Origin of the sequence: Enterobacter sp. CM29 (genome assembly GCF_013179605.1) — a bacterium.
In the GTDB taxonomy this organism is placed as follows: Bacteria; Pseudomonadota; Gammaproteobacteria; order Enterobacterales; family Enterobacteriaceae; genus Enterobacter; species Enterobacter intestinihominis.
Map to the genome: position 1 here is coordinate 1 of NZ_JABMCU010000153.1, position 10,852 is coordinate 10,852.

The 10,852-nt window shown below is 59.8% G+C and carries 17 protein-coding genes; 7 read left to right on the forward strand and 10 right to left on the reverse strand.

The features are described 5' to 3' along the window. Positions 1–157: 157 nt before the first annotated feature. Entirely contained in the window at positions 158–757 is a 600-nt protein-coding gene (locus HP459_RS16925; RefSeq protein ID WP_105816252.1) for a recombinase family protein, read from the reverse strand. Positions 758–975: 218 nt separating this feature from the next. Next, complete coding sequence (locus tag HP459_RS16930; RefSeq protein WP_105816251.1) at positions 976–1,164, reverse strand: hypothetical protein; 189 nt, start codon at positions 1,162–1,164, stop codon at positions 976–978. 319 nt (positions 1,165–1,483) lie between these two features. On the opposite strand from HP459_RS16930, the gene HP459_RS16935 reads away from it, so the two are divergent. From HP459_RS16935 to HP459_RS16950, 4 genes are read left to right on the forward strand one after another with little or no spacing between them, the layout of a single operon-like run. Next, a complete protein-coding gene (locus HP459_RS16935; RefSeq protein ID WP_171026911.1) occupies positions 1,484–1,768 on the forward strand; it encodes a hypothetical protein in 285 nt (94 codons plus the stop codon). Continuing rightward, positions 1,768–2,334 (forward strand): hypothetical protein, encoded by a 567-nt coding sequence (locus tag HP459_RS16940; RefSeq protein ID WP_216661684.1) that lies wholly within the window; start codon positions 1,768–1,770, stop codon positions 2,332–2,334. Before HP459_RS16935 ends, HP459_RS16940 begins: the two co-directional genes overlap by 1 nt. Further along, positions 2,331–4,499 carry a DotA/TraY family protein gene (locus HP459_RS16945; RefSeq protein WP_105816249.1) on the forward strand — a complete coding sequence of 723 codons (2,169 nt, stop codon included), beginning with the start codon at positions 2,331–2,333 and terminating at the stop codon, positions 4,497–4,499. Before HP459_RS16940 ends, HP459_RS16945 begins: the two co-directional genes overlap by 4 nt. A gap of 11 nt (positions 4,500–4,510) precedes the next feature. Then, complete coding sequence (locus tag HP459_RS16950; protein ID WP_105816248.1) at positions 4,511–5,020, forward strand: hypothetical protein; 510 nt, start codon at positions 4,511–4,513, stop codon at positions 5,018–5,020. Positions 5,021–5,053: 33 nt separating this feature from the next. Here the strand turns inward: HP459_RS16950 and HP459_RS16955 are convergent, their stop codons facing one another. From HP459_RS16955 to HP459_RS16985, 8 genes are all read right to left on the reverse strand, one after another. After that, positions 5,054–5,368 (reverse strand): hypothetical protein, encoded by a 315-nt coding sequence (locus tag HP459_RS16955; RefSeq protein ID WP_105816247.1) that lies wholly within the window; start codon positions 5,366–5,368, stop codon positions 5,054–5,056. Beyond that, entirely contained in the window at positions 5,358–5,612 is a 255-nt protein-coding gene (locus HP459_RS16960; protein ID WP_204086237.1) for a hypothetical protein, read from the reverse strand. The genes HP459_RS16955 and HP459_RS16960 overlap by 11 nt, the downstream gene beginning before the upstream one ends. 69 nt (positions 5,613–5,681) lie before the next feature. Continuing rightward, the gene (locus HP459_RS23700; RefSeq protein ID WP_258181718.1) at positions 5,682–5,816 is read right to left on the reverse strand and encodes a hypothetical protein; all 135 of its coding nucleotides are present in this window, start codon (positions 5,814–5,816) and stop codon (positions 5,682–5,684) included. Then, complete coding sequence (locus HP459_RS16965; protein WP_216661685.1) at positions 5,809–6,123, reverse strand: hypothetical protein; 315 nt, start codon at positions 6,121–6,123, stop codon at positions 5,809–5,811. Before HP459_RS16965 ends, HP459_RS23700 begins: the two co-directional genes overlap by 8 nt. 2 nt (positions 6,124–6,125) lie before the next feature. After that, positions 6,126–6,380 (reverse strand): type II toxin-antitoxin system RelE/ParE family toxin, encoded by a 255-nt coding sequence (locus HP459_RS16970; RefSeq protein WP_216661686.1) that lies wholly within the window; start codon positions 6,378–6,380, stop codon positions 6,126–6,128. 26 nt (positions 6,381–6,406) lie between these two features. Then, positions 6,407–6,679 carry a CopG family ribbon-helix-helix protein gene (locus HP459_RS16975; protein WP_105816244.1) on the reverse strand — a complete coding sequence of 91 codons (273 nt, stop codon included), beginning with the start codon at positions 6,677–6,679 and terminating at the stop codon, positions 6,407–6,409. 77 nt (positions 6,680–6,756) lie between these two features. Beyond that, on the reverse strand, positions 6,757–8,433 hold the full coding sequence (gene traI / locus HP459_RS16980; protein WP_105816243.1) for a TraI/MobA(P) family conjugative relaxase: 1,677 nt from the start codon (positions 8,431–8,433) through the stop codon (positions 6,757–6,759). Continuing rightward, a complete protein-coding gene (locus tag HP459_RS16985; protein ID WP_105816242.1) occupies positions 8,430–8,738 on the reverse strand; it encodes a MobB mobilization protein in 309 nt (102 codons plus the stop codon). Before HP459_RS16985 ends, traI begins: the two co-directional genes overlap by 4 nt. 284 nt (positions 8,739–9,022) lie before the next feature. Here HP459_RS16985 and HP459_RS16990 point away from each other — a divergent pair, with 284 nt between their 5' ends. From HP459_RS16990 to HP459_RS17000, 3 genes are read left to right on the forward strand one after another with little or no spacing between them, the layout of a single operon-like run. Next, complete coding sequence (locus HP459_RS16990) at positions 9,023–9,313, forward strand: hypothetical protein (protein ID WP_137910479.1); 291 nt, start codon at positions 9,023–9,025, stop codon at positions 9,311–9,313. After that, positions 9,310–9,612: a hypothetical protein gene (locus HP459_RS16995; RefSeq protein ID WP_105816240.1), complete on the forward strand. Its 303-nt coding sequence runs from the start codon at positions 9,310–9,312 to the stop codon at positions 9,610–9,612. Before HP459_RS16990 ends, HP459_RS16995 begins: the two co-directional genes overlap by 4 nt. A gap of 18 nt (positions 9,613–9,630) precedes the next feature. Next, complete coding sequence (locus tag HP459_RS17000; RefSeq protein ID WP_105816239.1) at positions 9,631–9,948, forward strand: hypothetical protein; 318 nt, start codon at positions 9,631–9,633, stop codon at positions 9,946–9,948. The last annotated feature ends 904 nt before the right edge of the window (positions 9,949–10,852 follow it).

Below are 10,852 nucleotides of genomic sequence, written 5' to 3' on the forward strand. Positions count from 1 at the left end.
AACCGCAAGTGTGGTCTTGCCGACGCCGCCCTTGGTGTTGCCTATCGTAACAATCACGTTAGCACCTTAAATGGATATTAAATTACCTTTGAAATCATCGCACCGACAACAAAGTGAAGTCAATAGGTCAGGCTGTCTTTAGGATATTTTTTTAATATTAAAACACATTGGAAGCAAGCGCCTTATACAGCGCCGTTTTCCCGACCTTCACGCGGGCAGCCGCTTCCCGAACGGTCAGCCCCTTAGCGTCAATCAGTGCGCGAGCGCGAGCTAGTTTCTCAGCCGTCACAACCGGCCGCCGGCCGGCAGTGCTGCCTCGAGCTTTCGCCACGGCGAGACCTGCGCGTGTGCGCTCACGGATCAGATCTCGCTCAAAGTCGGCCAGCGCGGCGAACAAGTGGAACACCAGTCGGCCATTCGGCGTGGTGGTGTCGATGTTCTCCGTCAGCGACCGGAACCCAACGCCGCGCTGTTCCAACTCAGCCACGGTCTGGACCAGGTGCGGCAAGGATCGGCCAAGCCGATCGAGCTTCCACACGGCCAAGGTGTCACCTTCGCGCAGGTAGGTGAGCGCGGCCGTCAGACCCGGCCTGTCAGCCTTCGCGCCGCTGGCCACGTCCTCAAACACCCTCGCCGCACCGGCGGCGTTCAGCGCCTCGCGCTGCATCGTGGCGTCTTGGTCAGCGGTCGATACACGGGCGTAGCCGATGATGTGGCCAGCGAGGTTTCGGGTGTGTTTTGACTTGGTCGTGCTCATCGTGAATCCGGGGGATGGTGGTAGTGGACAGACTGTCCGCTTTCTGTCCGCAATAGTGCCTTGTCCGTCTTCTCGTTTACAAGAGAAATTTGCGGACAGTTTCATGTGCGCCCGTCAGACCACCGTTTGGCGGACAGCGCGCTTGATCCCAATTGGGATCATTCAACGTACCCGCTTAGCTCACCAGTGATCCATCTCAGCTCATTCACCTGGCGACGTTATCGGTTGAGCTGATAGACGCGGCATGCCTCGGTGTAGCGGTGCGGGCAGGTTTCAGCGCGTGAGCAATCGTGATCGCGCTGCACGTCGGCGGCCGAGCTGCTGATGCCTGAAACGATGAAGGTCTGCCGATAGAGCGTCACGCGGATAGCTACTGCCGGACAGTGGAAGGGGTATTGCTGAGTCATCTGAGCCTCGCTCGTTGAAAGCTACAGCGTGCCGTCACGACTGGTCGACCGCTTATCACGACCGAAAAACAACAGATCGAGCGGCGTCGGAGTTTCCGTAGACGCATCCAGCATGAACCAGCAATCCGGCAACGCATCAACACAATTCCAAATAAAAACAAAGACTTCACGTCATTTTCATTTTGCAGATTCGAATTATACGGAATAAATCTTTAAAATCATCGACTTACAAACAAGTATCACTTGTTATTACCGATACGTAGAGCCTAAAATCAGACAGGCAACGAACCTGTTTCGTATTAGATCTGGAATACAAAAAATGCAGACTGATTTTGAAAACCTGTCGGCGTCCGCCCTGCTGTGGATGAAGCGGCGTTGGATGCTCGGATTTGCAGCGTGCCTGATGCCCGCAGCTCTCTTTCACCCTTTCAACTGGATCTGGCCGGCATGTGCAGTCGTGTGCCTAATCATCGCCCTACGCGCGCATGAGCGCCTTGCCGCGATTAGAGGCAAGGCGTGTAGATGGCGAGACGTGTTCGATTTGGAGGATCCCCTCACTGCATGGCTCAACAAGCGAACTTCCAACAGCCGGGAGGGCAAGTAATGGACGTGAAGCAAACCGCAAAATCCGCCGGGGTTGAGATCGCAAAGCGCCTCTTCCTTCCGTTCTATGCGTTTCGAAAGAACGTGCAATCGTTCAAGGTGGCAAAACAGCAGCACGACGAAAACATCGTCTACATCAAGGAGCTGTATGCGCGCGCGAAACAAAAGGCTCGCGTCGAACAGCAAGGCGCGGGCGGTGCTGCGAGCGAGCAGGGGTTCGAGGAGATGATGCGCAATCGATCGGCCGGCGCGCCAAGCATTGCAGATCTGCAGCGACGGTTTCGTTTCCAGAAACGTCTCGCCATTGGGACCGGCACGGCTTTCCTCCTGATGGCCGTCTACGCCCTTTCACGCGGCAATGTGTTCGGCATTTTCACGCTTGTGGCCGGTCTGCCAGTGATGTTCATGGCCAGCCTGACCGCGCAATTCCGCCTGTGGCAACTGCAAAACCAGCGGCTATCGCGAGCTGAGCATGGCGGCCTGAATGACTTCATGCGAGAGCCCGGTTGGTTTGTCAGCGTCATCAATCCGGAGTTTTGGAAACGGCAGAAAGGGGGACGGGCATGAAGCGCAGAGCAGCACTTTTCCTTGCGGCGATCTTGAACAGTTTGGTCGCGTTGCCCGCATTCGCCGACGGCACGACTCTCGGTGAAATAACCCAAGCGGCGAGCCGCTCGGGCGATCTCAGCCGGCAAGCCCTGGTCGGCGTCTTCGGTAACGTAGTGAATAACCCGCTCGCAACAGGCGGGGCCGGAGGCGGCGATACGATTCTCGCAAGCCTGTTCCAGGTAACGAACGGCGGACTGCTCGTCGTCGGAGCCTTCTTCGCCTGCTACACGTGGTTCAAAAGGCTCTCTCAAGCGGCGCATAGCGGGGCTGTCTACGGAGAAAACAAAGGTACCATGTGGGGGCCGATCCGCCTCGTGTGGGGATTGGCATCGCTAGTGCCGACGGCAAACGGCTGGGCACTCTCGCAACTGCTGATGTTGTGGGCTGCTTCGATTATGGGTGTCGGTATCGCCAACATGGGGACCGACGCAGCAATTCAGGCCTTCTCGGACGGGAAGGGCATGGTGCTGCAACCGGCAATGCCCAGCACGATACAGCTCGCGCGAGACCTGTATCAGGCGAACCTGTGTATGCACGCTTACAACGCGAGCCTCACCATGGTCGGAGCGAACGGGGGTATTCCGCCGGACCAGAAGGAATACGTGCAGATCACATCAGGCACCCAAGGCCTCGTATTGCGCAACCCGATCGGCACGAAATACTGTGGCGGTGCCGACATCGATGCGTCGAAGCTCACCCCACAAGACCAATCTACCAACTGGTTCGGCGGCACCATTGATACGACGGCGCTGTTCCAAGCGCACCTGCAGGCCCTCAAAACCATGGAAAACACGCTGTCGCCGGCGGCGGTCGCATTCGTGCAGGCCGTTATCGATCAGCAAACGAATGCCAGTGCCGTTATCCCAGATGCAGAGGTAGCAATCCAGTCGGCCGCGCAACAGTACGAGGCCACGATACAGAGTCAGGCAGCGACAACCACCGGCAACATCAGCAGCCTGGCCAGCCAGCTCAGCAGTTCGATCAAGGAGGCTGGATGGTGGTCGCTTGGCGCGTGGTATCAAACGTTTGCTCAGGCCAACAGCAAGCTCTCCGGCGCAGTATCGGCCGTCGCACATGTGTACAAAGAGCAGGTGGGTGGGAACGATGGCGTTTCCCAGCTGCGCTCCCGAGTCGACAGCGCATTTCAGCTTCAAGAAGCTGGCTCGACGACGACACAGCCGTTGGGCAACGCAGGAAATGCCAGTGAAAAGGATGGCGGCAAAGCCCTCAGCCAGATCTTCTCGGGCTTTGGGCAGAAGATCGTTGCTGCGATGACCAGCAGCGGAGACGCAGAACGCGGCACCGTGAACCCGCTCATCAAGATGAAAAATCTCGGTGACTACACCTTGGGAGGCGTCGAAGGCGCATTCGGTGTATGGGTCGGCCTGAACGCTGTGGTTGCCGGCGCAGATGCCAGCATCTGGGGGAAAGTTGCGAACATTGCATCCGGACTCGGTGCCGCCGCCGGGGCAGCACTGCACGCGACGGAGCCGATGTTATTCACGCTGCTCATTCCGCTCCTGTTCATTGGTGCCGGCTTGTCTCTGTACCTGCCCATGATCCCGTTCATCACCTGGTTTGGGGCAATCATTAATTGGCTCGTGATCGTGGGCGAAGCCATCGTGGCCGCTCCTCTTTGGGCGATGACGCACTTGGGCGGTGAGGGCGATGGCATGGGTCAACGCACGACGCACGGGTATATCTTCCTGTTGAACGTGACGGTGCGCCCGATCCTGATGGTGGTTGGCTTCTTCTTCGGCGGAGCCGTCCTGATTGAAGGCGGAACGGTTCTCACAAAATTTTTTGGAATCGCAGTCGCGAACGCCCAATTCGATTCGATGACGGGCATCGTCAGCGTCATCGGGTACCTCGCGATTTACTTCATGCTCGGCGCGAATCTGATTCACACGAGCTTTAGCCTGATCTTCGTTGTGCCCGACCAAGTGATCAACTGGGTGGGCGGTTCGGCGGCTGCAACGCTCGGCCGCGAAACGACTGGCGAAGTGCGAGGCGCGCTCGCGGTGTTTTCCAGCAAGCTTGAGCGAATCATGCCGGGCACCCCCAAGCGTACCCCCGATAAGGGCGGGAGCCGTCCAAGTCAAACCGATGGAATGCGTTCGTGAGGAAATAAGTTATGCTTAATTTATCAATCGTGTTGGTTCCGGCCGTACTGGCCCTCGCGTCGATCGCCGGCCTCGTCTTCAGTGGATTTGGACTGTTCGTGGGTGTGGGCGTGCGCGACGGAATGCCATGGATCGTAACGTCCGTTGTCGGACTGGTCGTCGCCATTGTCTGGATCCGGATGTTCGCAAGCCATCTGACCGCGAAGTTGCAGCGACAGGTACAACGCGTCGCTCCTCCCGGTTTTCATCCAGCCGTCGAGGCCAGCGCCCCGACCGAAGGTCAGTACGTCGGAATCTCTACGGAGATAGGGAGCGTCGTAGTCGTTGACAAGAAGAAGCGCATCGCCAAGCAGATGCCGATCGACAAGGTGTCGCGGTGGGAGTTCGAAGATGCCGAACGGGGCAGCACGTACCTCGTGCTGTGGTTCAATGATCATGCGTTACCATCGACACGGGTACTTGTACCACGTCGAAGTGTCGATGACACGGCATCGCGGTTGCGAATGGCGTTGGGGTTCTAGCAAAACAAGACCGGGCCTGATGGCCCGGTTTTGCTATGCAAGGGTTATACGGATCTCTTGCAGCGCGAGGATCTCGTGCTCGGCCATACCTCGCCGGAGCTGCTCGAGCGCGGCCGCCGATCGCAGCGCCTGGTGCTCGATCTGCTGCTGCTCGAGCAACCTGCCCAGCAGAATCACCTCGCCTGCGCCTTCTAGGGCCCGGAGCTGCGTCGGGCTCTCGAAGGCCCAGCGATCGAGGATCTGCCAGCCGCGGCGATGAAACGATGGCGATCGACAAACACTCGCCAGCGTGGCCGGCGTCAGCACGGCGGCCGCGATCAACAGCGGCCGGGTGGGTTCAGCGTGCATGGGGCTCTCCAATCGATCGCAGATAGGTGATCATCCGCGTGTTGTTGCCGATCGACGTCGATGGAAAGCCACTGTTCTTCCGCAGCTCGTCGACATGTTCGTGCGAAAACCCCATATCGATCAAGGCTGCGTTATCGCCCTTCGCCAGCGCTTTATTGGCCGCACGCATGAGTGCGTTCGCCCATTGAAGGCGTGCGATTTCGAGCCGGATTGCATCCGGGCTGATAGCATATTCAGTTGCCATGTCATCACCTCTAGTCCAGGTGGTGTTGTGGAAGTCCCGCCCGTGTGTTCCCGCACACGGGTGGGGCGCCTAATGTGGATCAGGTAGACGGCGAAGCCGCTGGTCCGGCTGCTGCTCGCCGAGCTCGGCGAGAATATCGGGCTGCAGCTCAAGCTGGCCAGCGTAGACCAGCGGCGTGCCGCAGCGGGTGTAATCGTCACGCATTGCCTTTTCCGATCCGGGCGAGCAGTTCGGCTCGCTTCTTGGCATAGCTTTCCTGCGCTTCATCGTCAGATACCCATTTCGTGTTCGGATCGTCCGCCTCCTCCAGCCCCTCACGAACCTGTTCCCGGAACCATTGGTCATGCGCTGCCGCATCGGCGAGCAACCGCAGCGTGGGCTCGTGTCGAACCGTGACCTGCTCCAAGATCAGACAGTAAGCCTGCAGGGGCGACAGTCCTTGCTCGGCAAGAATGGCGGCCGCGTCGTCGTGGAGTCCATCAATCCGGGCTTTGATTTCGTCATCGGTCACGATCAGTACCCCGCTTCCTTCTGATGCCTGAAAGCCAACACGTAGATGGCATCATCTGCTGCTTCGTGGCGATACAAGGCTACATAGCCGGAATCGCCGAATTCGATGACCAGCTCGCGCCACTCAGGCTGCGCCGGAAAAGGACGACCGATGGCGGGCGTCGTTTCCAGCAGCAGGAATTGCCGCTCGATGGCCTTCGCGGCCCGCCTAGCTGCTTCCGGGCTCTTGGTGGCCAGAAAGCGTCGGCAGCGCTCCAATCCTTGGCCTGCGCCTTCCGTGATGATTACGTGTGGCACTCAGGCAATCCCGTTTCGTTGTCCGTGCCCCAAGTGTTCAACCACGCGCGCACTTCTTGCCCGGTCAAATGCCGGCCGGTTTCCTGATAGGCAGTCCAAGACGCCTGTGCCTCTTGCTTGAAGCTTTCGCGGGCTTCTTCCCGCTCCACGTACTGCTTGATCGCCTCACGCATGATCCAGTGTGGCGACCGATCGCGCAGGCTGGCCAGGTGCTGCACGCGCCCCTTCAGCTCGTCGTCGATTTTGAGTGACGTTGCCATACGTCAGCCCTCCATTATCAATGAGTGATACCTAGCGATACTATAGCCCTGCTCCCCCTCGCTGTCCACGAGAGCCATCACGACGGCCGGCGAGGCGACCGCTTCGGCGTACCGTCCACTGGACGCCCGATCTGGCCGACGACTTGACCGCGCTGGGCGGCCAGACGGGCGGATTCCTCGCGTATGACGGTCTGCAGTTCCGGGTTGGTAATTGTGAAGCCGTAGCGGGCCGCCAGACGAGCGCAGCGGGCCTTGTAAGCCTCACTGCCGGTCACCTGGAAAGCACCCCACTTCTCCGCACTGAGCTGCAGGGCGGCCAGAATGGCAGCCTCGTCGGTCACGTCATGCACGTCGATGCGGTCGCCCCGATCGACGAACGCCGGCGAAATCTGGCCGGCCAGGTGGTAGGCCACGCGATCGCCTTGAATCTCGGCCATGAAGTCGCGCAGATCCTTCTGGCGTCGAGTCTCGACCGGATCGACTCGTATATCGCCGACAATCCGAGCCGGGATCTCGTCCGGCCCGTGGTCGCGGTAGCGCCACTGGTCGGCCGCTTCGGGCGAAAGCTCGCTCCTAAGCCAGTCCTCGTAGCTCGGAAACGGCCGGAAACGCTCCTGGAAGCGTCTGCGCTCGCCGCTCTGCCGCTCCTGCATTCGAAGCCGCATAGCGGCCTGATCGGCCGCTAGGACGCTGCGCAGGACGTTCAATCGGTCGCCCTTGCCACGCCACTTCCCGGCCGTAACGTCAGCCCGCTCGACATGCTGTCGTTCGGCCACCCCCTGCCGCTCGAGCTCGTGTTTCTCGCGTAAGCGGATCTGCGCGGTGTTCTTGGCCTGGTAGTGTGCGCGGCGGGCCGCAATGTACTCGGCCCAACGTGGTGCGGTGGCCTTAATCGGCTTGGCCGGGAAGGTGGGCAAGGCGTCCGCCGACGCAGCCGGCTGGAACTCACCTAGGCGCTTTTGCAGAGCAGCCAGCGTCGCGCCGCGATCGGCGCTCGATGCCTTCACGGGCACGTCGCCAATCCAGATGACCGCGCCACTGCCTTTGCGCTCGTAGCGAAAGCCCTGCGCCTGCAGGCCAGCGTGCAGCTCGACCCAGCTCGCGGCCGCGCGAATGATCGGCGCCGCGGCCTCGATCGCGATGCGCTCGGCGGACTGCTCGCCCGTCCGCACTTCCATGTCGCGGCGCTTCTGAGATGGTGTTTTGCGACCGTCGGACGTTCCCCGGATAGCCTCACCGTTCGCGTTGACCTGGTAGCGGGCGTTCTGCTCGCTGGACCACCCTTGGATGGCTTCGATTTTGGCGATCGCGCGGTGGCCTGCCTCCTTGTCGAACCCCTTGTTCGGTTTGATGACCTTGAGCGTATCGGGATGCACCCGGTTCACTGCGATGTGCAGGTGCATGTTGTCGGTGTCCTGGTGCAATGCATACAGCGCCTGGTGCTCGGCAAGACCAAACTCGGCGAGCAGGATCTCGACCGCCTGTTCCACCTGTGCCGGCGTCGGATATTCGCCTTCACGCCAGCTCAGAATATAGTGGTTGATTGGGTTCGTGCTGCGCGGGGCATCCATCGCCAGCGCGATCATCTCGCCCTGCTGGCCAGTGTGGTCGTCGCAAAGGAAACCGCGTGCGCCGGTGTACGCGACCTTTTCGTGCGGGTTGGTCTTGGCCGGATCGCGGATGTAGTCGGTCAGGTCGCGCACGTGCTTTGCCTTCGACTTCACGCGATCTGCCGGTACCTTCTTGAAGATCATGGTTGACTCAATTTCTTGATCTGCCCGGTGATCTCTACGAGCGCTTGCGCGGTCTCGCGGCTGTAGACGCCGTCCGTCTTGTTGTGGATGTGCTTTAGCAAGCCGCCAATGCGGCGTAGCTCGCGCACCATCACCATGTCGGCGTTGGCGACGATCGGTCGCCCGAAGTAACGGCGGCGCACCAGCTCGGAAACACTCAAGCCGGCAAGCTCGGCGTCGTCACGCAAACGCGTCTTCTCGTCCGGCGTCAGACGCACGGCGATTTTCTCGGTCAGCGCCTCAGCGCCTTTCACTGCGAACGGCATAGCCGGTCCTCCACTTGGCGCTGCGCGCCGGTCAACGGGTCCAGGGCAGCGCCCTGGCAGGATGAGCCGGCCTGTGAGAAGCAAAGCGCCGAACGGGCTGGCGTCCCTTGGCTGCACAGGAACGAAGTTCCATGTGTCAGACAAGGGCCATCCTGTTACACTCAACCGCAGTGCAAATGGTATAGCACGTCGCTGCTTTAAGCGATACCATTCAGGAAACTTGAAACGTAAGACGAATTCGTACTTCGCCGACACTTTTCGCGGCATCTACGAGGCCAACATCAATGACGAACGAAAAACGACTCACAGTCGGCCATGTCAAAGCGATGCTTGTCGATCTCGATGCCGAATTTCCGCCGCTCACGCGTGAGGAAATCGAAGCCAACAAGGTCAGCAAAAAACGCAGCGCTGCGGACAGAAAAAAGCGGGAGGATGTGGCACTTCTGCGTGCTGAGGTGGATACCTTGAAGGCGCGTGGAATGTCGATCCAACAGATAGCCGATGTGCTGCGCGGTGAACGCCTCGATGAAGCAACACCAACACTTCGCAGGCACCTTGCAGGAACACGCGAATGAACACGATGGATCGGGCTGGAAGCGTTCCGTTCGGAGCTTTGACGGACGATCAACTAAGCGATCTGCAACTCGCCGAGGATCTCATCGACACGATGTACAGCATCGTGTGGAGTCGTATCTGGAAAGGACGCGCGGAGCGCGAGCCGAATGCAGCATCCTTTAAAGAGCTACGGAGAGCTTTGAGACAGTGCGATGACGATCGTCGGTTGTTGCGATGGCATCGACAGGATCATGCCGCGATGAAGGCGATCATCGACCACTACACCGTCGCGGTACGCGATCAGTTGACGATGCACTGAAACCCCGGAGGGAAGGCTGTGGAAGAGGCAGAAGATACGCGGCGCGCCTGGAGCTACACCGCCGCAGTAGAAGCCGGATTGGAACTCCAGTCGTATGCTTGGGCCGATATTCCGGAAGGCACGTGGGCAGCTCGCCTCGACTTTAAAGTGTGGTCAAACAAGACGGCCGCCGGCCACCTTGTGTGTTACTTCACATCGCTCATTGATGGTCGCCGCTATCGACTCTCGGCATTCCGTCCGAACCAGCCCGCCGGGCGATGCTACACGCCGAAGGATGGAGGCATTGATTTTTCACGCCCAGGGTTAGACGGGCAGACGTTTCAGGTGAGGGGGTGAAGCAAGCTGAGCGCGAATTTCTATCATAAGCGCCAAAGTTATATAGATTTACCGAATTATTCGGGAAGATCACAGTCGGAGCCGTTTCTGGATGCCTGAACAGCCTGGGCGCTGCGACGACGGCCCACAGAACCGCTATCCGACGCCGTCATTTGCAAGTTGATGCGACTGAATGCCGCCCGGGAACTGCGCATCTCATTTATGAAAACGATGCGCCTTATGACCGCAAGGCTTATGATAGAAATTCGCGCTCAGCTTGTTACACCCCCGGTGACGGTCGGCAGAACGACAAAAGGAAGTGCTACATGGCTCGCGGCGGAATTCGATGAATAGTCACAAAGGCACGCAGTAACGCGTGGTCTGCTGCACGACGCAAAGAAAACCGATGGACGCTTTACACTTTTGGTCAGGGAAATACCCCGACACATTCGATGTTGCCAACAACAAGGAAAAACGGAATGCATCCTGTCATCGCGAAGGCAAGCGGTTTTGGAGTGGAACGGTTGTCAATGGCGGGCGCGGAAGCCGCACGCGGAGCGCAGCCGGAACGGCGAGCACCGAACGGGTGAGCACCCGGCGGAGCGAACCATTGACGGCCGTGAAACGACGCAGCCTCTGCGAGAGGGAGCAGGGACAAGGGCTTTGCCCGCTTTCCCTGCTCCCCGAGCCTCCCGGCGGTGAGGGCGGGGTTCCAAGGGGCAGCGCCCCTTGGTCAAGCCCGTATGGGCGCGAAGCTGGTTAGGTATTTTCCTGGCCAGGGGGCCGGGCACGATTGCGGGAGGGGGAGCCGGCGAAGCCGGGGGAACCCCGTAGGGGTGCCCCGTCGGAGACGCAGGCCGGCGCCGAAGGCGACGGGGCGAAGCGCGAAGCGCGGAGGGTAGGCGCGCCTGTAGGGCGCTACAGC

Bases quoted from the DNA above. Each gene is read 5' to 3' on its own strand.
- HP459_RS16995 (WP_105816240.1), top strand. From the start codon at position 9,310: ATGAACACGATGGATCGGGCTGGAAGCGTTCCGTTCGGAGCTTTGACG.
- HP459_RS16990 (WP_137910479.1), top strand. From the start codon at position 9,023: ATGACGAACGAAAAACGACTCACAGTCGGCCATGTCAAAGCGATGCTT.
- traI (WP_105816243.1), bottom strand. From the start codon at position 8,433: ATGATCTTCAAGAAGGTACCGGCAGATCGCGTGAAGTCGAAGGCAAAG.
- HP459_RS16935 (WP_171026911.1), top strand. From the start codon at position 1,484: ATGCAGACTGATTTTGAAAACCTGTCGGCGTCCGCCCTGCTGTGGATG.
- HP459_RS23700 (WP_258181718.1), bottom strand. From the start codon at position 5,816: ATGCGTGACGATTACACCCGCTGCGGCACGCCGCTGGTCTACGCTGGC.
- HP459_RS16930 (WP_105816251.1), bottom strand. From the start codon at position 1,164: ATGACTCAGCAATACCCCTTCCACTGTCCGGCAGTAGCTATCCGCGTG.
- HP459_RS16940 (WP_216661684.1), top strand. From the start codon at position 1,768: ATGGACGTGAAGCAAACCGCAAAATCCGCCGGGGTTGAGATCGCAAAG.
- HP459_RS16975 (WP_105816244.1), bottom strand. From the start codon at position 6,679: ATGGCAACGTCACTCAAAATCGACGACGAGCTGAAGGGGCGCGTGCAG.
- HP459_RS16925 (WP_105816252.1), bottom strand. From the start codon at position 757: ATGAGCACGACCAAGTCAAAACACACCCGAAACCTCGCTGGCCACATC.
- HP459_RS16950 (WP_105816248.1), top strand. From the start codon at position 4,511: ATGCTTAATTTATCAATCGTGTTGGTTCCGGCCGTACTGGCCCTCGCG.
- HP459_RS16985 (WP_105816242.1), bottom strand. From the start codon at position 8,738: ATGCCGTTCGCAGTGAAAGGCGCTGAGGCGCTGACCGAGAAAATCGCC.
- HP459_RS16945 (WP_105816249.1), top strand. From the start codon at position 2,331: ATGAAGCGCAGAGCAGCACTTTTCCTTGCGGCGATCTTGAACAGTTTG.
- HP459_RS16955 (WP_105816247.1), bottom strand. From the start codon at position 5,368: ATGCACGCTGAACCCACCCGGCCGCTGTTGATCGCGGCCGCCGTGCTG.
- HP459_RS16960 (WP_204086237.1), bottom strand. From the start codon at position 5,612: ATGGCAACTGAATATGCTATCAGCCCGGATGCAATCCGGCTCGAAATC.